A 25,781-nucleotide genomic window follows, 5' to 3' on the forward strand; every position below is an offset into this window, starting at 1 on the left:
CTCGGTAGATTCACTCCCGCGGGGTTCGGCGCGCAGCGTCGGGTCCCGTGCGGTCGTTTCGGCGGCAGTGTTCCCAGGCGGTAGATTGGGGCGATGTGCGTGCGCCGAATGCCCACCTCACCGCCCCGGTACCTCGGGGCGGTCTTCGGCGTGCGGGGGGAGGCGGACAGGGGTCCGTGCAGGGTAGGCGCAGGTGCGCCGATGAAACAGAGTTGGACCGACCGGCAATAGACGATAAGCAGCGGTTGCTCTTGTGCGAGTAGCGGTCGGTTCCTGTGCCCTCTCGGGCGAGGAACAGGGCGTTTGTGGTGTGGGGAACTCGAAGATGTTCCGGAAACGAGGTAACGGTTGGACCCGCGAGAAATCGACGGAATCGACAGCGCTGATCAGGCGTTGCAGGGGGACGCATTCCCGCTTTCCCCGGCGCAGCTCGGATTGTGGTACGCGCAGCACCGTAACCCGTCCGTCGCGATCAACAACGCGCAGTACGTCGACCTCCGCGGGGACCTCGACACCGAGGTGCTCGAAAGGGTCAGCCGGATCGCCGCAGGCGACCTCCAGTCCGGATTCGTTCGGCTCCTCGAGATCGACGGGGTGCCCCACCAGATCGTCGACCCGTCCCTCGACACCCCCCTCGAGCTCGTCGACCTGCGGGATGCTCCCGATCCGGAGAAGGCGGCCGAAGAGTGGATGCGCGCCGAGTACAGCCGGCCCATCGACATCGTCGACGACCGGCTGATCGTCGCCGCCGCGCTCCGGCTCGAGGACTCCCGCTACTACTGGTATGCCCGGGTGCACCACGTCGTGCTCGACGGCTTCGGCGCCATGAACTTCATGACGCGCGTCGCGGAGCTCTACTCGGCCGCGGTCGAGGGTCGTGAGCCGGAACCCCTCGAGGTCGGGGACCTCCCGGACCTGCGCGAGGCCGAGCTGGCCTACCGCAACAGTCCTCGCTTCGAACGGGACCGCGAGTACTGGCGCGAACGCATCGCCGGACTCGACAGCGCCGTCGGCCTGAGCCACCGGATCGCTCCGCCGGCGGCCCGCAAGGAGCTCTCCTCGGCCACGTTGTCCGAGAGCTTGGCCACACGGTTCGACGCCGCCGTCGAGCGCAACGTCACCATGCGGTCCACGTTCCTCATCGCGTCGGTCGCGGCCTTCCTGTCCCAGATGACCGGACGGGAAGAGGTCGTCCTGAGCCTGCCCGTGACGGGCCGGACCACCGCGCTGACCCGGCGATCGGGCGGCATGCTGTCCAACATCGTGCCGCTGACCGTGCGGGTCGGGCACGACACGACCGTCGCCGAGCTGATCTCCGAGGTGCAGGTCGCGGTCGCCGGGGCTCTGCGGCACCAGCTGTTCCGCCACGAGGACATCCGCCGCGACTCGGCGGATCCGAACGGGGGCCTGTTCGGGCCCCTCGTGAACGTGATGCTGTTCCACGGCGGCATCCCCTTCGGCCCCATCCTGGGCGAGCTCACGATCCTGTCGACCGGCACGGTCGAGGATCTCGGCATCAACTTCTACGAGAACGTCAACGGCACGCGCCTCAACATCGACTTCGAGGCCAACCCCGACCGCTACACGGCGGAAGAGAACTCTGCGCACCACGCGCGCTTCCTGGACTTCTTCACGGCGTTCGTCGATGCCGACCCGTCCCTGCCGGTCCGCTCCGTCCCGTTGTTGGGTGCTCAGGAGCGGGCGTTGGTGTTGGAGTCGTGGAACGACACGGCGCATGAGGTGGATTCGGCTGCGACGCTGGTCGATCTGTTCGAGGCGCAGGTGGTGCGGACGCCGGGTGCGGTGGCGGTGGTGTTCGACGGTGTGGCGCTGTCGTATGGGGAGTTCGCGTCGCGGGTGCGGCGGTTGGCGCGTTTCCTGGTGGCCGAGGGTGTGGGTCCGGAGTCGTTGGTGGCTGTGGGGATGCGCCGGTCGGTGGAGATGTTGGTCGCTGTGTATGCGGTGATCGAGGCCGGTGGTGCGTATGTGCCGGTGGATCCGGATCAGCCGGTGGAGCGGGTGGGTTACATCCTGGAGACGGCGGATCCGGTGGTGGTGTTGTCCACCTCGCGGGATGGTTTTGCGGTGCCGGGGGATCGGTCCGTGGTGTGGGTGGACGAGTTGGATGTGTCGGGTTTTTCCGATGCGCCGTTGTCCGATGCGGATCGGTGGGGTGTGGTGCGGCCGCAGGGGGCGGCCTATGTGATTTTCACGTCGGGGTCGACGGGGCGTCCGAAGGGTGTGGCGGTTTCGCATGCGGCGATCGTGAATCGGTTGCTGTGGATGCAGGCGCAGTACGGTCTGTCCGGCTCGGATGTGGTGTTGCAGAAGACGCCGTTCACGTTCGATGTGTCGGTGTGGGAGTTGTTCTGGCCGTTGCAGGTTGGTGCGCGGTTGGTGGTGGCGCGGCCGGACGGTCATCGGGATCCGGCGTATCTGGTGCGGGCGATCGTCGAGTACGGGGTGTCGGTGGTGCATTTCGTGCCGTCGATGTTGTCGGTGTTCGTGGCGGAGCCGTCGGTGGTCGAGGCGCGGTCGTTGCGGTTGGTGTTCGCCTCGGGTGAGGCGTTGCCGGGTTCGGTGGCGTTGCGGTTGCGTGAGTTGTTGCCGTCGGTGCGGGTGCACAATCTGTACGGTCCGACCGAGGCTGCGGTGGATGTGACCTTCCACGAGGTGTCGGATGCGGATCGGGTGTCGGTGCCGATCGGTGTGCCGGTGTGGAACACGCAGGTGTTCGTGTTGGACGGGCGGTTGGCGCCGGTGCCGGTGGGGGTGGCCGGTGAGTTGTATCTGGCCGGGGATCAGTTGGCGCGGGGGTATGTGGCGCGTGCGGATCTGACGGCGGATCGGTTCGTGGCCAACCCCTATGGAGCCTCCGGGGCGCGGATGTATCGCACGGGTGATCTGGTGCGGTGGTCGGTGTCGGGGGAGTTGGAGTACATCGGGCGGACCGATTTCCAGGTGAAGGTGCGCGGGTTGCGTATCGAGCTGGGGGAGATCGAGTCGGCGTTGCTGGATGTGGCTGCGGTGGCGCAGGCCGTGGTGGTGGTGCACGACGGTGATCTGGGTCAGCAGCTGGTGGGTTATGTGGTGCCGGAGTCGGGTGCGGTGGTCGACTCGGGTGCGGTGCGGGCCGAGTTGGGTTCGGTGTTGCCGGGGTACATGGTTCCGGATGCGTTGGTGGTGCTCGACGAGTTCCCGTTGAACGCGTCGGGGAAGTTGGATCGGAAGTTGTTGCCGGCGCCGGTGTTCGAGGCGCGGGAGTTCCGGGTGCCGTCGACTCCGGTGGAGGAGATCGTGGCGGGGGTGTTCGCCGATGTGCTCGGGGTGGAGCGGGTCGGTGCGGATGACGATTTCTTCGCGTTGGGTGGTAATTCGCTGATCGCGACCCAGGTCGTCGCGCGGATCGCCGCGGCACTCGACGTCCAGCTCGGCGTGCGCACGGTGTTCGAGTCTCCGACGGTTTCCGAACTGGCGCAGGCTATTTCGGAGTCGCGCGCCGGAGATCGCCGACGGCCGGCGCTCGTTCGCTACCCCCGTCCGGACGAGATTCCGCTCTCGCTGGCTCAGCAGCGGATGTGGTTCCTCAACCAGTTCGACCCGTCCGCCGCCACCTACAACCTGCCGTTCGTGCTGCGCATGGAGGGCAACGTGGACGTCGAGGCGCTCCGGGCGGCGCTGTACGACGTCGTGGAGCGGCACGAGTCGCTGCGCACCGTCTTCCCCGAATCGGGTGCCGGGGCGTACCAGCTGATCCTGCCGATCGGGGACGTCGACCTCGGTCTCGAGGAGGAGTTCGCCGGTCCCGACGAGCTTCCCGGAGTCCTCGCCGAGTTCGCATCGGCGGGATTCGATGTCTCCCAAGAGATTCCGGTTCGCTGCCGACTGTTCCGCATGGGTGCGAACGAAGTCGCGCTCGCCATGGTCATCCACCACATCGCGGCCGACGGCGTGTCCTTCGGTCCGCTCGCGCGCGACATGGCGGCGGCCTATGTCGCACGCACCGAATCGACCGAAGCGACCTGGGCGCCGCTGTCCGTGCAGTACGCCGACTACACCCTGTGGCAGCGCGACGTCCTCGGTGACGAGGCCGACCCGACCTCGCTCGCCGCGATGCAGATCGAATACTGGTCGAACCAGCTCGCCGGGATCCCCGAACAGCTCGACCTGCCCTCGGACCGGCGACGGCCGGCGGTGCAGTCCTTCGTGGGTCGCCGCGTCGGGTTCGACATCGACGCACGCACCTACCGCGCACTCGAGGAACTTGCTCGCGAACAGAATGTTTCGCTGTTCATGGTCATGCACTCGGCGCTGGCGGTCCTGCTCGCCCGGCTCTCCGCCACGGAGGACATCGCCGTGGGGACCCCGATCGCCGGTCGTGGCGAGGAAGCCCTCGACGACCTGATCGGCATGTTCGTCAACACCCTGGTGCTGCGGACCCGGATCGTCCCGAAGACGTCGTTCACGGAGCTGCTGCAGCAGGTGCGGGAGATCGACCTGGGGGCCTTCGCCAACGCGGATGTGCCGTTCGAGCGGCTCGTCGAGGTCCTCAAGCCGGCACGTTCGCAGTCCCGGCACCCGCTGGTCCAGGTCGTGCTGGCCTACCAGAACATGGGGAACACCAGTCTCGAACTGCCCGGTCTGACGATCGAGGCGAGCGAGGTCGACGTCGACGTCGCAAAGTTCGATCTGCAGCTGACCCTGTCCGAACGCACCGACAGCACCGGCGCGACCGTCGGTCTCGGGGCCGAATTCGTCTATGCCACAGATCTGTTCGACGTCTCGACGGTGCGTGGCTTCGCCGAGCGGTTCCAGCGCCTGCTCGGGGCCATCGTCGCCGATCCGAAGCGGTCCGTCGGCGATCTCGAGATCCTCGATGTGGGTGAGCGGCGCGCGCTCGTCTCCACGACCGGTGCCGGCGGTGCCGAACCGGCCACCCTGGCCCGGTTGCTGACCGACGCCGCTTCCCGGAACCCGGACGGCACGGCCCTCGTCTCGGGAGACCGGACGCTGACCTATCGCGAACTCGACGCGGTCTCTTCGCAATTCGCGCGCATGCTGATCGCCCGCGGAATCGGCCCCGAGTCCGTGGTGGCGATCGCGGTGCCGCGGTCGATCGATTCGGTGATCTCGTGGTGGGCGGTCGCCAAGTCCGGTGCCGCCTTCGTTCCGGTGGACCCGAACTACCCCGCCGACCGTATCGAGCACATGATCGTCGATTCGGGTGCCGAGCTGGGCCTGACGACGGAGCAGTACCGGTCGGTCCTGCCGGGTGGCGTCACCTGGCTCGCGGTCGACGACGCCGAATTCCTCGGCGACCGCGCGGTCGCCTCGCCGGCTCCGATCACCGACGCGGACAGGATCCGCCCGCTGCGCCTGGACAACCTCGCGTACCTGATCTACACCTCCGGTTCCACGGGCACCCCGAAGGGTGTCGCGGTCACCCACTCCGGCCTCGCCGGATTCGAGGCCGAACAGCGGGACCGGTACGGCATCGGGCCGTCCTCGCGCACACTGCATTTCGCCTCGCCCAGCTTCGACGCGTCGATTCTGGAGTTGCTGCTCGCGACCGCCGGTTCGGCGGCGATGGTGATCGTCCCGACCTCCGTCTTCGGTGGCAGCGACCTGGCGGACGTGCTGGTCCGCGGCCGGGTCACGCACGCGTTCGTCACCCCTGCGGCCCTGGGATCGGTGGATCCCACCGGTCTGCCGGACCTGCGCGTCGTCGTGGTCGGCGGCGAAGCGTGCTCGCCGGAACTCGTCGCCCGGTGGGTGCCGGGCCGGTCGATGTTCAACGCGTACGGGCCGACCGAGGCGACCGTCGCGTCCAACATCTCCGACGCGCTGGTCGCGGGCGAGCCGATCGTCATCGGCGGCCCGATCCGCGGCGTGACGACCTACGTGCTCGACTCGAGGCTCGGCCCGGTGCCGGAGGGCGTCGTCGGTGAGCTCTACATCTCGGGTGCGGGTGTGGCCCGCGGATACCACGCCCGCGCGGGCCTGACGGCCGAACGGTTCCTCGTGGATCCGTTCGCCGGAGACGGCCGGCGCATGTATCGCACGGGTGACCTGGTGCGCTGGGTGCCCGGGGCGCCGACGCCGCGTATCGAGTACGTCGGCCGCAGCGACTTCCAGGTGAAGATCCGCGGTTTCCGCATCGAACTCGGTGAGATCGACGCGACCCTCGCAGCGCACGAGGACGTCGACTTCGCGGTGACGGTCGGCCACACCGGTGTGTCCGGCACGGCCCAGCTCGTCTCGTACGTGACGGCCGTGCCGGGGCGTTCGGTGCGCGTGGACGCGCTGACGGCGTTCGTCGCCGATCGCCTGCCCTCGCACATGGTGCCCGCGGCGATCGTCGTCCTCGACGAGGTCCCGCTGACCCCGCAGGGCAAGCTCGACCGGAAGGCGTTGCCCGCGCCGGTTTTCGAGACCAAGGTGTTCCGCTCCCCGTCGACCCCCGTCGAGGAGATCGTCGCCAACACGTTCGCCGACGTGCTCGGCGTGACGCGGGTCGGCGTCGACGACGACTTCTTCGAGCTGGGCGGCAACTCCCTCATCGCGACCCAGGTCGTCTCGCGGCTCGGTGCCGCGCTGCACACCACGGTCCCGGTCCGGGCGCTGTTCGAGGCCTCGACCGTCGAAGCGCTCGCTGCCCGGGTCGAGCAGCATGCCGGTGCCGGCGGTCGCGCCGCACTGGCACCGATGGAGCGCCCGGACCGGATCCCTCTGTCGCTCGCGCAGCAGCGCATGTGGTTCCTCAACCGTTTCGACACGGGCTCGGCGGTCAACAACATTCCGGTCGTGATCCGGCTCAGCGGTGAACTCGACATCATCGCGCTGCAGGTCGCGGTCATCGACGTGACCGAGCGGCACGAGTCGCTGCGGACGATCTTCCCGGACTCGCCGGACGGCCCGCGGCAGGTCGTGCAGGAGGCGGTGCAGACCGTTCCCGACCTGACACCCGAGCAGGTCACCCCGGAGGAACTCCAGGACAAGCTGTTCAAACTCGCTTCCGTCGGCTTCGACGTGACCTCCGAAGTTCCGATGCACGCCCGGCTGTTCGAGATCGGTGAACGCGACTACGTCCTCGGCATGGTCGTCCACCACATCTCCGCGGACGGCTGGTCGATGGGGCCGCTCGCCCGGGACGTCATGGTGGCCTATGCCGCGCGGTCGTCGTGGGACGCCCCGGCCTGGGCGCCGCTTCCGGTGCAGTACGCCGACTTCGCGCTCTGGCAGCGCGAGGTCCTCGGTGACGAGCACGACCCGGATTCGCTGATCTCACGTCAGCTGGACTACTGGTCGGCCACGCTGGCCGGCCTGCCGGATCAGCTCGACCTGCCCAGCGATCGCCCGCGTCCGTCCACCGCGTCCTTCGCGGGCGCGAGCATCCGCTTCACCGTGGAACCGGAACTGCATTCGGCCCTCAACACGTTCGCGCGGGAACACGCGACCACCCTGTTCATGGTCGTGCACAGCGCGCTGGCGGTGCTGCTGTCGCGCCTGTCGGGATCGAACGACGTCGCGATCGGCACCCCGGTCGCGGGCCGTGGTGAAGCCGGTCTCGACGATCTGGTCGGCATGTTCGTCAACACGCTGGTCCTGCGCACCCCGGTCGATCCGGCCGAGTCGTTCAGCGACCTGCTCGGCCGGGTGCGCGAGGTGGACCTCGGGGCGTTCGGGCACGCGGACGTGCCGTTCGAGCGTCTGGTCGAGGTGCTCAACCCGGCCCGTTCGCAGGCCCGGCACCCGCTGTTCCAGGTGATGCTGGCGTTCCAGAATCTCGCCCAGACGTCGTTCGAGCTGCCCGGCCTGTCCGTGAGCGGTCTCGACTTCGACGCGCAGGTGTCGAAGTTCGATCTGCAGGTCACGCTCACCGAATCGATCGACGAGCAGGGTTCGCCGGCCGGCATGGCCGCCGAACTGACCTATGCGACCGATCTTTTCGACGAATCGACGGTCCGTTCCTTCGCCGAGCGTTTCGTGCGGCTGCTCGAGGCCGTGGTCTCGGAGCCGTCCACGCTGGTCGGTGACCTCCCGTTGTTGGGTGCTCAGGAGCGGGCGTTGGTGTTGGAGTCGTGGAACGACACGGCGCATGAGGTGGATTCGGCTGCGACGCTGGTCGATCTGTTCGAGGCGCAGGTGGTGCGGACGCCGGGTGCGGTGGCGGTGGTGTTCGACGGTGTGGCGCTGTCGTATGGGGAGTTCGCGTCGCGGGTGCGGCGGTTGGCGCGTTTCCTGGTGGCCGAGGGTGTGGGTCCGGAGTCGTTGGTGGCTGTGGGGATGCGCCGGTCGGTGGAGATGTTGGTCGCTGTGTATGCGGTGATCGAGGCCGGTGGTGCGTATGTGCCGGTGGATCCGGATCAGCCGGTGGAGCGGGTGGGTTACATCCTGGAGACGGCGGATCCGGTGGTGGTGTTGTCCACCTCGCGGGATGGTTTTGCGGTGCCGGGGGATCGGTCCGTGGTGTGGGTGGACGAGTTGGATGTGTCGGGTTTTTCCGATGCGCCGTTGTCCGATGCGGATCGGTGGGGTGTGGTGCGGCCGCAGGGGGCGGCCTATGTGATTTTCACGTCGGGGTCGACGGGGCGTCCGAAGGGTGTGGCGGTTTCGCATGCGGCGATCGTGAATCGGTTGCTGTGGATGCAGGCGCAGTACGGTCTGTCCGGCTCGGATGTGGTGTTGCAGAAGACGCCGTTCACGTTCGATGTGTCGGTGTGGGAGTTGTTCTGGCCGTTGCAGGTTGGTGCGCGGTTGGTGGTGGCGCGGCCGGACGGTCATCGGGATCCGGCGTATCTGGTGCGGGCGATCGTCGAGTACGGGGTGTCGGTGGTGCATTTCGTGCCGTCGATGTTGTCGGTGTTCGTGGCGGAGCCGTCGGTGGTCGAGGCGCGGTCGTTGCGGTTGGTGTTCGCCTCGGGTGAGGCGTTGCCGGGTTCGGTGGCGTTGCGGTTGCGTGAGTTGTTGCCGTCGGTGCGGGTGCACAATCTGTACGGTCCGACCGAGGCTGCGGTGGATGTGACCTTCCACGAGGTGTCGGATGCGGATCGGGTGTCGGTGCCGATCGGTGTGCCGGTGTGGAACACGCAGGTGTTCGTGTTGGACGGGCGGTTGGCGCCGGTGCCGGTGGGGGTGGCCGGTGAGTTGTATCTGGCCGGGGATCAGTTGGCGCGGGGGTATGTGGCGCGTGCGGATCTGACGGCGGATCGGTTCGTGGCCAACCCCTATGGAGCCTCCGGGGCGCGGATGTATCGCACGGGTGATCTGGTGCGGTGGTCGGTGTCGGGGGAGTTGGAGTACATCGGGCGGACCGATTTCCAGGTGAAGGTGCGCGGGTTGCGTATCGAGCTGGGGGAGATCGAGTCGGCGTTGCTGGATGTGGCTGCGGTGGCGCAGGCCGTGGTGGTGGTGCACGACGGTGATCTGGGTCAGCAGCTGGTGGGTTATGTGGTGCCGGAGTCGGGTGCGGTGGTCGACTCGGGTGCGGTGCGGGCCGAGTTGGGTTCGGTGTTGCCGGGGTACATGGTTCCGGATGCGTTGGTGGTGCTCGACGAGTTCCCGTTGAACGCGTCGGGGAAGTTGGATCGGAAGTTGTTGCCGGCGCCGGTGTTCGAGGCGCGGGAGTTCCGGGTGCCGTCGACTCCGGTGGAGGAGATCGTGGCGGGGGTGTTCGCCGATGTGCTCGGGGTGGAGCGGGTCGGTGCGGATGACGATTTCTTTGCGTTGGGTGGTAATTCGCTGATCGCGACCCAGGTCGCGGCCCGGCTGGGCGCCGCCCTCGACACGGCGGTGCCGGTGCGCGTCCTGTTCGAGGCGTCGACCGTCGCGGCGCTGGCGACCCGTGTCGAGCGGTCCGCGGGAGTGGGCGCTCGGAAGGCGCTCACCGCGGTTTCCGAACGGCCGGAGCGTATTCCGTTGTCCGCGGCGCAATCCCGGATGTGGTTCCTCAACCGCTTCGACACCGAATCCGGTGTGAACAACATCCCGGTCGCGATCCGGCTCACCGGAGCCCTCGACGTCGAGGCGTTGACCCGCGCGGTGAACGACGTCGTCGCCCGGCACGAGACCCTGCGGACCGTCTACCCCGAGATCGACGGGGTGGGTTACCAGCAGGTGCTCCCGCCGGATGCGGCGCGGATCGACCTCGGGGTCGACGATGTCGCCGAGAGCGACGTGCTCACGGTCGTCACCGAGTTCGCCGGCGCCGGGTTCGACGTGACGCTCGCACCGCCGGTGCGTGCGCGCCTGCTGAAGGTGTCCGCCACCGAGAGCGTGCTCGTGTTCGTCGTGCATCACATTGCGGCGGACGGCTTCTCGATGGCACCGCTGACCCGTGACGTGATGATCGCCTATGCGGCGCGCACGCACGCGGAGGTGCCGACCTGGTCGCCGCTCGCCGTGCAGTACGCCGACTACACGCTGTGGCAGCGCGAGATTCTGGGCGACGAAGCCGATCCGCAGTCCGTCGCGTCCGCTCAGCTGGACTACTGGAAGTCGACCCTGGCGGGTCTGCCGGAGGAGTTGAATCTTCCGGCCGACCGGCCGCGTCCGGCGGTGTCGTCGTACCGCGGCAACAACTATGTCTCGCGGATCGCACCGGAGACCGGCAGGCTCGTCGACCGGGTCGCCCAGGCTCATCGGGCGACGCCGTTCATGGTCGTGCACAGCGCTCTGTCGGTGCTGCTGTCCCGGCTGTCCGGTTCCGGCGACATCGCGATCGGTACGCCGGTGGCAGGTCGCGGCGAGGAGGCCCTCGACGACGTCGTGGGCATGTTCGTCAACACCCTGGTGCTGCGGACCGGCATCGACCTCGGTGAGTCGTTCGCGGGCTTGCTGGCCCGGACCAAGGACATCGACCTCGGCGCGTTCGCGCAGGCCGATGTGCCGTTCGAGCGGCTCGTGGAGGTGCTCGACCCCGAGCGGGCGCAGAACCGGCACCCGCTGTTCCAGGTCGTGCTGACGTTCCAGAACATGGCGCAGGCGGTACTCGAGCTCGACGGGCTCACCGCGCGCACGGTCGAATTCGACGCTCACGTCGCGAAATTCGACCTTCAGGTCACCTTCACGTCGGCCCCCGAAGGCGGATACACCGTCGAGTGGACCTACGCGACGGACCTGTTCGACGAAGCGACCGTCGCGTCGTACGCGGAGCGTTTCGAGCGGCTCCTGACCGGTCTGCTCGCCGATCCGTCGACCGCGGTCGGCGACGTCGAACTGCTCTCCGCGACCGAACGCACCGAGGTCCTCGAGGCGTGGTCCACGCCCGGCACGCAGGTCGATCCGGCGGCGACGCTGCCGTCGTTGTTCGCTGCCGCGGCCGAGTCGTGGCCGGACAACGCCGCCGTGGTGGCCGGCGGGACATCGCTGACCTACGCGGAGCTCTCGGCCCGGGTCAACGGCCTGGCCCGCCGCCTGATCGAGTCGGGGGTCGGACCGGGATCGCTCGTGGCGGTCGCGCTGCCGCGTGACGAGTCGCTGATCGTGGCGCTGCTCGCGGTCCTCACCTCCGGTGCCGCGTACCTGCCGGTCGATGTGACCTATCCGCAGGACCGCATCGCGTACATGCTCGAGGACGGTGCGCCCGTCGTCGTGCTGACCACCACCGTGGATCGGCAGTCGATCCCGGCGGTGGACGGCGTCGAGGTCCTGCTGCTGGACACCCTCGACCCGGCGGAGTTCGACACCCGGCCCGTGACCGACGCGGACCGGCTCGTGCCGCTCCGCTCGTCGCACCCGGCGTACGTCATCTACACCTCGGGTTCGACGGGCCGGCCGAAGGGCGTCGCCGTCGTGCACCGCAACGTCGTCGAACTGCTCGCGAATGCGCAGCCCCTGTTCGGATTCGACGAAACCGACGTGTGGACGATGTTCCACTCGTACGCGTTCGACTTCTCCGTGTGGGAACTGTGGGGTCCGCTGCTGTACGGCGGCACGCTGGTCGTCGTCGACTACTTCACGTCGCGCTCGCCCGAACAGTTCCGGGAACTCGTGGTGCGCAACGGTGTCACGGTGCTCAACCAGACACCATCGGCGTTCTACCAGTTCGTGGAGGCCGACCGGGCCGCGATGGAGGAGGGTACGGGCGCGAGCGCCCTCGAAGGCACAGCCGCCGGCGCCCTGTCCCTGCGGCACGTGATCTTCGGTGGTGAGGCGCTCGACCTCGGCAAGCTCACCGGTTGGTTCGAACGGCACCGCGACGACGCGCCCCGGCTGGTCAACATGTACGGCATCACCGAGACCACGGTGCACGTGTCGTTCCTGGCGCTGACCGCGGAGATGGCGCGGTCGTCGGCGGCGAGCGTGATCGGCCGGGCGCTGCCGGGCCTGCGGGTGTACGTGCTCGACGAGCGGCTGCGTCCGGTCCCTGTCGGGGTCCAGGGCCAGATGTACGTGGCCGGTGAGCAGCTGTCGCGGGGTTACCTGGGGCAGCCGGCGCTGACCGCGGGCCGCTTCGTGGCCGACCCGTATGCGCCGGAAGGCGCGGCGGGCCTGATGTACCGCACCGGCGACCTCGCCCGGTGGAACGCCGACGGCCTCCTCGAGTACGCGGGCCGCTCCGATTTCCAGGTGCAGCTGCGCGGCTTCCGGATCGAGCTCGGGGAGATCGAGTCCGCGTTGACCCGTTGTTCCGGGGTCGCCCAGGCCGTGGCGGTCGTCCGCCGCTCCGAACGCACCGGCGATCGGTTGATCGGCTACGTGGTGCCGCGGGTGGGCGAGACCGTCGACCCGGTCGCGGTGCGCGACGCGGTCGGTGAGTTCCTGACCGCGTACATGATTCCGGACGTGGTGGTCGTGCTCGACGCACTGCCGCTCACCGCGAACGGCAAGCTCGACCGGAAGGCGCTGCCGGAACCGGTGTTCGAGGTGCGCGGGTTCCGTGCGCCGCAGACCCCGATCGAGGAGATCGTCGCCGGCGTGTTCGCCGAGGTTCTCGGCGTCGAGCGCGTCGGCCTCGACGACGACTTCTTCGAACTCGGCGGCAACTCGCTCGTGGCGACCCAGGTCGTCTCCCGGCTCGGAGCCGCGCTCGACGCCCGGATCCCGGTCCGGGAACTGTTCGAGGCGTCGACCGTCGAATCGCTGGCGTCGCGGATCGAATCGCACGCGGGATCCGGGCGGCTCGAGTTGCACGCGCAGCCGCGCCCGGCGCGGGTGCCGCTGTCGCTCGCGCAGCAACGCATGTGGTTCCTCAACCGGTTCGACAACGAGTCCACCGCCTACAACATCCCGATGGCGCTGAGCCTGACGGGCCGCCTGGACGTGGCGGCGATGCGTGCCGCGGTGGCCGACGTGGTGGCCCGGCACGAGGTGCTGCGCACCGTGTACCCGGAGAACGCGGGTGCCCCGGTGCAGGTCGTTCTGCCTGCGGCCGAGGCGGTCCCGGATCTCGAACCCGTGGTGACCACGGAGTCGGAGCTGCCGGGCCTGCTGGCCGAGCTGGCGGCGACCGCGTTCGACGTGACCACGGCGGTGCCGCTGCAGATCCGCCTGTACAGCCTCTCCGCGGAGCGGCACGTCCTCGCGCTGGTCCTGCACCACATCGCGGCCGACGGTTCCTCGATGGGGCCGTTCGCGCGGGATCTGATGACCGCCTACGCCGCCCGTCTGGACGGTCGTGCGCCGGACTGGAATCCGCTCGCGGTGCAGTACGCCGACTACGCAATCTGGCAGCGGCGGCTGCTCGGTGCGGAGGACGACGAGGCGTCGCTGATCTCGAAGCAGATCGGTTACTGGCGCGAGGCCCTGGCGGACGTGCCCGATCAGCTCGAGCTCCCGACCGACCGGCCGCGCCCGGCGACCCAGTCGTTCCGGGGTGGACGGGTCACGTTCGAGATCGACGCGGAGCTGCATCAGCGGCTCGGTGCGGTCGCGCGCAGCGGCAACACCACGCTGTTCATGGTGGCCCACGCCGCGTTCGCGGTCCTGCTCGCGCGCCTGTCCGGTACCCACGACATCGCCGTCGGTACCCCCATCGCCGGTCGCGGTGAGCGGGCGCTCGACGACCTCGTCGGCATGTTCGTCAACACCCTCGTCCTGCGGACCGGTGTGCGTCCGGAACTGTCGTTCGGCGAGCTGCTCGAAGCGGTCCGCGAGACGGACCTGAACGCATTCGCGCATGCGGATGTGCCGTTCGAGCGGCTGGTCGAGGTGCTGAACCCGCAGCGCTCGACGGCCCGCCACCCGCTGTTCCAGGTCGGGTTCTCCTTCCAGAACCTGTCCCGCACCTCGCTCGAGCTGCCGGCCCTGACGGTGTCCGGTCTCGAACTCGACACCGGCGTCGCGCAGTTCGACCTGCAGTTGTTCCTCACCGACCGGTACGACGACGCGGGAGCACCGGCCGGGATCGACGCGGTGTTCAGCTACGCGACCGATCTGTTCGACGAGGACACCGTCGCGTCGTTCGCCGGCAGGTTCGTGCGGGTTCTCGAATCGATCGTCACCGATCCGGCAGCGCCCGTCGGCGACATCGAGATCCTCGCGCCGGACGAGCGTGGCCGGATGCTCACCGAGTGGAACGACACGGCGCGCACCGTTCCGGACGCGACACTGGTGTCGCTGTTCGACGCCCAGGTCGCCGCGACGCCGGACGCCCCGGCGATCGAGGACGAGACGACGACGCTGACCTACCGCGAGTTCGGTGCCCGGGTCGCACGGCTCGCCCGCCGCCTGATCGGCGCCGGGGTCGGCCCGGAATCGTTGGTGGCGTTGGGGATGCGTCGTTCGATCGACCTCGTGGTGGGCATGTACGCGGTGTCCGCGGCAGGCGGCGCCTACGTGCCGATCGATCCCGATCAGCCCGCGGAGCGCACCGAGTACATCCTCGACACCGCCGACCCGGTGTGTGTGCTCACGAGCGCGCGCGACGGATTCGCGGTGGACGGCAACCGTGCGGTGGTCCTCGTCGACGACCACGTCGGCGCGTCCGGCGCGGAAGCTCCGGTCACCGACGCCGAACGTCTCGCACCGTTGCATCCGGACAACACCGCGTACGTGATCTTCACGTCCGGTTCGACCGGCCGGCCCAAGGGCGTCGCCGTCTCGCATCGTGCTGTCGTCAACCAGATGCTCTGGAAGAAGGCGGAATTCGATCTCGGCTCCGGGGACGCGGTGCTACTGAAGACCGCGGCCACGTTCGACCTGTCGGTGTGGGAGTTCTGGTCGGCGCCGGTGTCCGGTGCGCGCCTGGTGGTCGCCGAGGCAGGCGGTCACCGTGATCCGGCCTATCTCAACGAACTGATGCGCAGCCGCGGCGTGACCACGCTGCACGCGGTGCCGTCGATGATCGAAGCATTGACGACGGAATCCGGTGGGGCACTGCCCTCGTCGTTGCGGCGCGTCCTCGCCATCGGTGAGGCACTGCCTGCGCACCTCGCGCAGACCGTGCGGTCCGGGAACCCGAACACGGCGCTGTTCAACCTGTACGGGCCCACCGAGGCCGCGGTGTCGGTCACCAGTCACGAGGTGACCGAGCACGACACCGCGACCGTCTCGATCGGCGGACCGGAGTGGAACACCCGGCTGTACGTGCTCGACGAGCGGCTGCGGCCGGTCCCGTCCGGTGTCCTCGGCGAGCTGTATCTCGCCGGTACGCAGCTGGCCCGGGGCTACTTCGGGCGCCCGGATCTGACGGCGGAACGGTTCGTCGCAGACCCGTTCGGCCCGGCCGGAAGCCGGCTGTACCGCACCGGCGACCTCGTCGCCTGGACCGACGAGGGCACCCTCCGGTACGTCGGGCGCACCGACTTCCAGGTGAAGGTCCGCGGATTCCGGATCGAGCTCGGCGAGATCGAGGCGGTGCTCGCGGCGCATCCGTCCGTGGCGCAGGCCGTCGTGCTCGTCCACCACGACGATCGGCTCGGCGATCAGCTGGTCGCCTACCTGGTTCCGGTCACCGGGGCGGATCTCGTCGTCGACGACATCCGTGCCGAGGCCGTCCGCGGCCTGCCGGGCTACATGGTGCCGGCGGTCTTCCTCGTGCTCGACGCGCTGCCGCTGAACATCAACGGCAAGCTCGACCGTAAGGCGCTGCCGGAACCGGTGTTCGAGGCCAAGGAGTTCCGTGCCCCTGCCACCCCGATCGAGCAGATCGTGGCCGGGATCTTCGCGGAGGTGCTCGGGACCGAGCGGGTCGGTGCCGACGACGACTTCTTCATGCTGGGTGGCAACTCGCTGCTCGCGACGCAGGTGACGGCACGGATCGGTGCGGCGCTGGATACGACGGTTCCGGTCCGGGCGCTGTTCGAGGCGTCGACGGTGTCGGCGCTGGCGGCTCGTGCGGAAGCCGGCGTGGGATCGGGAGCGCGACCGGCGCTGGTCGCACGGCCGCATCCGGAACGGGTGCCGCTGTCGCTCGCGCAGCAGCGGATGTGGGTGCTCAACCGGATGAATCCGGCGTCCGCCGCCTACAACATCCCGGTCGTGCTGCGGCTGTCGGGCCTGCTCGACGTGCCGGCGCTCGGTGCTGCGGTGCGGGACGTCTTCGACCGGCACGAGGTGCTGCGGACCCGTTACCCGGACACCGACGACGGACCGGTGCAGGAAATCCTGCCGGTCGCCGACGCCGCGCCGCACCTGGCGCCGGTGGAGGTGTCGGAGGCGTTGCTGCCGACCAGGATCGCCGAGATGATCGGTACCGGGTTCGACGTCACGACGAGTGCGCCGGTCCGAGGCCGGTTGTTCTCGGTCAGCCCCACCGATCACGTGCTGGTCATGGTCGTCCACCACATCAGCGCGGACGGGTTCTCGATGGGCCCGCTCACCCGGGACGTGATGACGGCCTACGCATCCCGTCTCGACGGCGAGATGCCGACCTGGTCGCCGTTGCCGGTCCAGTACGCCGACTACGCGCTGTGGCAGCGGGAGATCCTCGGTGACGAGAACGACCCCGAGTCCGCGGTGGCGCGGCAGCTCGACTACTGGTCGTCCACGCTCGCCGGCGCCCCCGAACTGCTCGAGTTGCCGACGGACCGGCCGCGGCCCGCACGCGCCTCCATGCGCGGCGCGGAGTACGAGTTCGCGCTGGATGCGAACCAGGCCGAACTGCTGGACAAGGTTGCGCGCGAGCACAACTCGACGGTCTTCATGGTGATGCACGCCGCCTTCGCGGTGTTGCTGTCCAAGCTGACCGGGACCGGCGACATCGTCATCGGAACGCCGACCGCCGGTCGCGGTGAGGCGGCGCTCGACGATCTGATCGGCATGTTCGTCAACACTCTGGCCCTGCGCACGGAGGTCGAGTCGAGCGCCGGGTTCGTCGATCTGCTCGCCCAGGTCCGCGACCGCGACCTCGGGGCGTTCGGCAACGCCGACGTGCCGTTCGAGCGGGTCGTCGACGCGCTCGGCCGCCGCCGGACCGCCGCGTACTCGCCGGTCGTCCAGGTGCTGTTCGCGTTCCAGAACATGGCGCCGCGGTCGCTGCAGCTGCCGGGACTCGAGGTCTCGATGGTCGAGGGCAACTTCGACCAGGCGAAGTTCGATCTGCAGCTCAGCGGCGGCGAGATGTTCGACGAGCACGGTCGCCGTGGAGGCATCCGGCTGCTGTTCACGTACGCCACCGACCTGTTCGACGAGGAGTCCGTCGCCCGCTTCGCGAAGCGGTACCTGCGGGTCGTCGACGCGGTCACCGACAACCCCGGCGTCGTGATCCGCGAGATCGACATCCTCGACGACGAGGAACGCGCGAGCCTGACGCCGCAGCGGAAGCTCACTGCCGCGGACCTGCCCGAGCTGGTGGCGGCCGCCGCGGCAGCCCGGCCCGACGAGATCGCCCTGACCCACGGCGACGCCACCGTCACCTTCGGTGCGTTGAACGACAAGCTGGTGTCGGTCGCCAAGGCGATGGGGGCGACGCTCAAGCCGGAGGCGCAGGTCTCGGTGGCCCTGTCCGGTCTGGTTCCGGGAATCCTCCCGGCCCTGGGCGTCGACGGATACGCCGCACTGATCGAGTCACTCATCACCCAAGCGCAGAGCTTGGCGACACAGAGGAAAAGGTAGATGTCGGTTCGGAAGCCCGGTCAGGAATCTCTCACCATCGAGGACCTCCCGCGGCTGATTTCAGAGGTGGCGGCGGTAGCGCCCGAGCGGGTCGCGCTCTCGCACGGTGACACCGCCGTCACCTACGGAACGCTCCACGACGAACTGACCGTTCTCGACACCGCGATGGGCGGAGCGCTCGGTCCGGACGCCCTCGTTCCGGTGGTGCTGTCGAACCTCGTTCCCGCCCTGCTCGAATCCGAAGCGGACGGTGGCCTCGCCGGTGTCGTCGAGACCCTCATCTGCGACACCGGTGAGGTCGTCGACGTGCCCGTCGTCGCCCGGGCGGCCGACACCCTGCCGGCGCTGTTCGAGGAGCAGGTCGCCCGCACGCCGGATGCGATCGCCCTCGAGTTCGAGGGGGAGACCCTCACCTACGCGCAGTTCGACGCCGCCGCCAACCGAATGGCCCGCTACCTCGTCTCGATCGGCGTGGGTCCGGAGACGACGGTGGGCCTCGCGATCCGCCGATCGCTGGATCTGCTCGTCGCCATGTACGGCATCGTCAAGGCCGGCGGTGCCTACGTGCCGCTCGACCCGGACCACCCGGCCGACCGCATCGCGCACGTCCTCGCCGCAGCACGTCCCGTCGCGGTCCTGACGACCTCGCGCGACGGAATCGAGGTGCCCGCACACGTTGCGCTCCACGAGGTGGATCGGCTCGACCTGACCGGTTTCGACGAGGCTCCGCTCGCGGACGCCGACCGCACCGGTCCGCTGCGCCCCGACAACACCGCCTACATCATCTTCACGTCGGGCTCGACGGGCCTGCCCAAGGGTGTGGCCGTCGCGCATCGGGCCATCGTGGCGAATCTGCGCTGGCGTCAGCGCGAGTACGGCTTCACCGAGGCCGACGTCATCCTGCAGAAGACTCCGTTCACGTTCGACGTCTCGGTGTGGGAGTTCTTCTGGCCGTTGCAGGTCGGAGCGCGCCTGGTGATCGCGGTGCCCGACGGTCATCGCGACCCCGAGTACCTCGCCCGCACGATCGCCGACCGCGGTGTGACGGCACTGCACTTCGTGCCGTCGATGCTCTCGGTCTTCGTCGCGGAGCCGCTCGCTTCCCGAACCGATTCTCTCCGTTACGTTTTCGCGTCCGGCGAGGCGCTGCCTGCGCAGACCGTCGCCCGCTTCCACGAGATCAGCTCGGCAGAGCTGCACAATCTCTACGGTCCCACCGAAGCCGCCGTCGACGTCACCTACTACGCGACCGCACGCGGCGACAGGACGATCCCGATCGGCGCCGCCGTCGACGAAACCGGACTGCACGTGCTCGACGACGCGCTCCGGCCGGTCCCGCCGGGCGTCCCCGGCGAGCTGTACCTGTCGGGTGTCCAGCTCGCGCGCGGCTACGTCGCCCGGCCGGATCTGACCTCGGATCGTTTCGTCGCCGACCCCACCGGCCGCAACGGCGAACGCATGTACCGGACGGGCGACCTCGTCCGGCGCCGCCCCGACGGACAGCTCGACTACATCGGACGCGTCGACTTCCAGGTCAAGCTGCGCGGACTCCGCGTCGAACTCGGCGAGATCGAAGCGGCGATCCTCGGACGGGACGACGTGTCCCAGGCCGTGGTGGTCGTGCACTCCGATCCGGTCACCGGCGACCACCTCGTCGCGTACGTCGTCGCGACGGGGGGAGTCACCCTCGACACGGCCGAGCTGACCGCGACCGCCCGCGAGCGGCTCCCGGACTACATGGTTCCGAACCTGTTCGTCCAGCTCGACGAATTCCCGCTCAACGCCAGCGGAAAGCTCGACCGCAAGGCGCTGCCCGCCCCGGACTTCACGTCCGCGCGGGAGTACCGCGAACCGTCGACGCCCGCCGAACAGGCGGTCGCGCAGATCTTCGCGGACCTCCTCGGTGCGGAGCGGGTCGGCGCCGACGACGACTTCTTCGAGCTCGGCGGCAACTCGCTCATCGCGACGCGAGCCGTCGCCCGGATCAACTCGCGGTTCTCGGTGCACGTCGAGGTCGGGGAGTTCTTCGACGCGCACACCGTGGCCGATCTGGCGCGACTCGTCGACGAGGCCGCCGACCGCGGAACCGGGCCGCGGCTGCCGTTGCGTCCGATGCCGCGTCCCGACCGGGTGCCGCTGTCGCTGGCGCAGCAGCGCATGTGGTTCCTCAACCAGCTCGAACCCGACTCCGCGGTCAACAACATTCCGTTCGCGCTGCGGCTGTCCGGGCTTCTCGACCGGCACGCCCTGCAGATCGCGGTGGCCGACGTGCTCGCGCGGCACGAGGTGCTGCGGACGGTGTACCCGGAGGTCGACGGCGTCGGCTACCAGAAGGTCGTGCCGACCCGCGAGGTCATCCCGGACCTGAGCCCGGTGGCCGTGTCGGAGAGCGAGGTCGCCGAGCGGATCGCGGAGAAGATGGCGGCACCGTTCGACGTCACCCAGCGGGTGCCGTTCTGGGCGGGGCTGTTCGAGATCAGCGCGACCGAGCACGTGCTGGCGTTCTCCGTGCACCACATCGCCGGGGACGGCTTCTCGATGGGTCCCCTCACCCGGGACGTCATGACCGCCTACGCCGCGCGGTCGGCGGGGGAGTCCCCCGACTGGCAGCCGTTGACGGTGCAGTACGCCGACTACAGCATCTGGCAGCGGGAGATGCTCGGTTCGGAGGACGATCCGGAGTCGGTCGCGGCACGCCAGATCGACTTCTGGAAGCGGGAACTCGCAGATCTGCCCGACGAGCTTCCGCTGCCCACCGACCGGCCGCGTCCGGCGGTGGCGACCAGCCACGGTGACCTGCTGCGGTTCTCCGTGGACGCGAAGCTCCGGAACCGGCTGAACGCGGTCGCGCGGGACAACAATGCCACGCTGTTCATGGTCGTGCACAGTGCGCTGGCCGTACTGCTGTCGCGGCTGTCCGGCTCGCGCGACATCGCAATCGGTTCTCCCGTCGCGGGCCGTGGGGACGTCGCGCTCGACGACCTGATCGGCATGTTCGTCAATCCGCTCGTCCTGCGCTCGGCGGTCGATCCCGCCGAGCAGTTCACCGAACTGCTGTCCCGGGTCCGGGCATCGGACCTGCGGGCCTTCGCCCACGCGGAGGTTCCGTTCGAGCGGCTTGTCGAGGTCCTCAATCCGGTCCGGTCGCAGTCCCGGCATCCCCTGTTCCAGGTGGCGCTCGCGTTCCAGAACATGGACAACACCCGGCTCGAACTGCCGGGTCTGACCGTCAGCGGCGTCGAATTCGACTACGACCTGGCGAAGTTCGACCTGCAGGTCACGGTTGCGGACCATCCCGACGGCGCCGACAACGGTCTGCTCGTCGAGATGTCGTACGCGACGGACCTGTTCGACACCGCGACCGTCGAGTCGATCGCCGCCCGCTTCGTGCGGGTGCTGGAAGCGGTCGCGGCGGATCCCGCTGCCGTGGTCGGTGACATCGAACTGCTCGACGCGGCCGAGCGCGACGCGCTCGTGGCAGGTGTCGACGCGATGCGGCACGCCATCGACGCGTCAACGACCTTACCGGCGCTGTTCGAGGCGCGCGCCGCGGACAACCCCGGTGCGGTCGCCGTGGTGTCCGGCGGGCAGAGCCTGACCTACGGCGAGTTCGCCTCCCGGGTGAACCGGCTCGCGCGACGGCTGGTCGCGCAGGGCGTCGGGCCCGAGGTGCGGGTCGCGCTGGCCATGCGCAGGTCCGCCGATCTCGTGGTGGCGATGTACGCGGTGCTCACCGCGGGCGGCGCCTACGTGCCCGTCGACCCGGATCAGCCCGCCGACCGGATCGACTACATCCTCGACACCGCCGCGCCGCTGTGCGTGCTGGTGGCCGACGCCGCCGACGCCGAGCGGTTCGGCGACCGGACCGTGCTCGTCGCCGGCGACGACGATCCGACCGTCTCCGACGCACCCGTCACCGACGCCGACCGGCGATCGGTGCTGCGTCCGGACAACACCGCGTACGTGCTGTTCACCTCCGGCTCGACGGGCCGCCCGAAGGGTGTGTCCGTCGCGCAGCGCTCCGTGGTGAACCAGGTGCTGTGGCTCACGGATCGCTTCGGGATCGACTCGTCCGACGTGGTGCTGCTCAAGACCCCCGTGACCTTCGATGTTTCGGTGTGGGAACTGTTCTGCACACTGATCGCCGGTGCGCGCATGGTGATCGCGGAGCCGGACGGGCACCGCGACCCCGTCTATCTCGCGCAGTTGATCGACGATCAGTCGGTCACGATGGTGTCGTTCGTGCCGTCGATGCTCGGTCCCTTCGTCTCGGTGCTCGGGTCCGGGGGTGCCGCGTCCCTGCGTGCTGTGCTCGTCGCCGGTGAAGCGTTTCCGCCGTCCGCCGCCGCCCAGGTGCACGCGGCGATTCCGGGGGCCGCGCTGCACAACCTGTACGGCCCGACCGAGTTCACCGTGCATGCAACCGAGGCCGCGGTGCGGCCCGACGCCGCCGTGACGATCGGTCGTCCGGTGTGGAATTCCGGTGCGCTGGTGCTGGATTCGCGTCTACGTCCCGTGCCGTTCGGGGTCGCGGGTGAGCTGTACCTGTCGGGCGTCCAGCTCGCGCGCGGGTATCACGGCCGGGTCGACCTGACCGCCGACCGTTTCGTCGCCGACCCGTACGGTGCGCCGGGCGAGCGCATGTACCGCACCGGTGACCTCGTCCGCTGGACTCCCACGGCCGGTGGCGAACCGGAACTGGTCTACATCGGCCGCACCGACTTCCAGGTGAAGTTCCGCGGCCAGCGCATCGAGCTCGGCGAGATCGAAGCGGTCCTGTCCGCCGATCCGTCCGTGTTGTCGGCGGTGGTGCTCGTGCACGAATCGTCGACCGGCCAGCACCTGGTCGCCTATGTCGTCCCGGTGCCGGGCGCGGTGATCGACGCCGGCGCCGCACGCACGGCCGCCGCCGCGGCGCTTCCGTCGTACATGGTTCCGTCGGTGGTGACCGTGCTCGACGCGTTCCCGCTCAACGCGTCCGGCAAGCTCGACCGCAAGGCGCTGCCGGAACCGGAGTTCGAAGCTCGCGAGTTCCGTGCCCCCACCACGCCGGTGGAGGAGATCGTCGCCGGGGTGTTCGGCGAGGTGCTCGGCATCGAGCGGGTCGGTCTCGACGACGACTTCTTCGCGCTCGGCGGCAACTCGCTGATCGCGACCCAGGTGGTCTCGCGTCTGGGCGCGGCACTCGACACCCGCGTCCAGGTCCGTACATTGTTCGAAGCCTCGACAGTAGTGGACCTGGCCGCCCGGCTCGAGTCGCACGTCGGTGCGGGTGGACGGGCTGCGCTCACGGCACAGGTGCGCCCGGAGCGGATTCCGTTGTCGCTGGCGCAGTCCCGCATGTGGTTCCTCAACCGCTTCGACCCGGACTCGACCGCCTACAACCTGCCGATGGCTCTGCGGATCCGCGGTGCCCTCAACGTCGAGGCGCTGCGCGCGGCGGTCGCCGACGTGGTGGCGCGGCACGAGTCGCTGCGCACGGTGTACCCGGAGACCGCGGACGGACCCGTCCAGGTCGTGCTGCCGGTGCTGCAGTCCGTTCCGGACGTCGACGTCGAACGGACCACGGCCGAGCAGCTGCTCGCCGCCGTCACGGACTTCATGGTGCGGCCGTTCGACGTGACGAGTGAAGTGCCCCTGCGCATCCGCTTGTTCGATCTCGGCGGCGACGAGTTCGTGCTGGCGATGGCGGTGCACCACATCTCGGCCGACGGTGCGTCGATGGCGCCGTTCGTGCGGGACGTGATGCTCGCCTACAGCGCCCGGATCGGCGGCGGAGCCCCGTCCTGGGAGCCGCCGGCGGTGCAGTACGCGGACTACGCGTTGTGGCAGCGGTCGGTGCTGGGCTCGGAGGACGATCCGTCCTCGCTCATCTCGCAGCAGCTGGCGTTCTGGCGTGGCGCTCTGGCCGGGTTGCCGGATCAGCTGGAGTTGCCGGCCGATCGTCCGCGTCCGGCGGTGCAGTCGGTGGCCGGTGCGCGGGTCGACGTCGCGGTGCCGGCGGAGCTGCACGGGCGGTTGGTGCAGTTGGCGCGGGCGCACAATGCGACGTTGTTCATGGTGGTGCACGCGGCGTTGTCGGTGCTGCTGGCGCGGTTGTCGGGCACGTCGGATGTCGCGGTGGGCACGCCGATCGCCGGGCGTGGTGAGCGTGAGCTCGACGATCTGATCGGCATGTTCGTCAATACGTTGGTGTTGCGGGCGGATGTGCGTTCGGGTGGCTCGTTCGAGGAGTTGCTGGGGGCGGTTCGGGAGTCGGATCTGCAGGCGTTCGCGCATGCGGATGTGCCGTTCGAGCGGCTGGTGGAGGTGCTGAATCCGGCGCGGTCGACGGCGCGGCATCCGCTGTTCCAGGTCGGCTTCTCGTTCCAGAACCTGAACGAGGCCAGCCTCGAACTCGACGACCTCGCCATCGCCCCGCTCGACCTCGAGCACCGGACCTCGCAGTTCGACCTGCACTGGATCGTGCAGGACACCTACGACGAGGCCGGGGTTCCTGCGGGGATCGGTGGTTTCGTGACCTTTGCGACCGCGTTGTTCGACGAATCGACGGTGGTTTCGTTCGTCGAGCGGTTCGTGCGGGTTCTCGAGGAGATCGTGGCGGATCCGTCGCGCCCGGTCGGGGATCTGGAGATCCTCGGTGCGGGGGAGCGGTCGCGAATTCTGGAGTCGTTCAACGACACTGCGCACGAGGTGGATGCGTCGGCGACGTTGGTGTCGTTGTTCGAGGCGCAGGTCGCCGCGAACCCGGATGCCGTCGCTGTCCAGGCCGACGGTGTCGCGCTGACCTACCGCGAGTTCGACGCCCGTGCCAACCTGCTGGCGCGGCAGCTGATCGCCGCCGGAGTGCGCGCGGAATCCACTGTGGCACTGGGTATGCGCCGGTCGGTGGAGCTGGTGATCGGCATGGTCGCGGTCGCGAAGGCCGGTGGTGCCTATGTGCCGGTGGATCCGGATCAGCCGGCGGAGCGGGCGGACTACATTCTCCGCACCGCGGATCCGGTGTGTGTGCTGACCACGCACCGTGACGATTTCGGTGGCGATGTCTTCGGCGTCGGCGGTGGTGGGCGGCCGGTGCTGTTCGTCGACGACGCGGTGACCACGGATCTGTCCACCGCGCCGATCACGGACGAGGAGCGGATCGTTCCGCTGCGCCCGGAGCACACGGCGTATGTGATCTTCACGTCGGGTTCGACGGGTCGTCCGAAGGGTGTGGCGGTGCCGCATCGGGCGGTGGCGAATCAGTTGGTGTGGAAGGTCGCGGCGTTCGGGTTGGGGTCGGACGATGCGGTGTTGCTCAAGACGGCGGCGACGTTCGATTTGTCGGTGTGGGAGTTCTGGTCGGCGTTGGTCTCGGGTGGCCGGTTGGTGGTGGCCGAGGCGGAGGGGCATCGGGATCCGGGTTATCTGCTGGGGTTGATGCGGTCGGCGTCGGTGTCGACGTTGCATGTGGTGCCGTCGATGCTCGAGGCTCTGCTGACGGCGGCCGATGGTGCTGTGTTGGCGTCGTCGTTGCGTCGGGTGCTGGCGATCGGTGAGGCGTTGCCGGGGGTGGTGGCGCAGCGGTTCCGGTCGTCGAATCCGGGTGTGGGGCTGTTCAATCTGTACGGTCCGACGGAGGCTGCGGTGTCGGTGACCTGGCACGAGGTGTCGGGTGCCGATGTGGTGGGTGTGCCGATCGGTGTGCCGGAGTGGAATGTGTCGGCGTTCGTGTTGGACGAGCGGTTGCGTCCGGTGCCGGTGGGTGTTGCGGGTGAGTTGTATCTGTCGGGTGTGCAGTTGGC

2 protein-coding genes are annotated in these 25,781 nt (G+C 69.0%); both read left to right on the plus strand.

Annotated elements, in window-relative coordinates; translation table 11 throughout:
* Positions 1-348 precede the first annotated feature (348 nt).
* The gene (locus ACWDUD_RS26345) at positions 349-17,997 is read left to right on the plus strand and encodes a non-ribosomal peptide synthase/polyketide synthase (RefSeq protein WP_450111237.1); all 17,649 of its coding nucleotides are present in this window, start codon (positions 349-351) and stop codon (positions 17,995-17,997) included.
* A partial coding sequence (locus ACWDUD_RS26350) for an amino acid adenylation domain-containing protein (RefSeq protein WP_450111238.1) occupies positions 17,998-25,781 on the plus strand: 7,784 nt, incomplete at its 3' end. It lies immediately after the preceding gene.

The sequence above is a fragment of the Rhodococcus sp. NPDC003382 genome, from assembly GCF_053589135.1.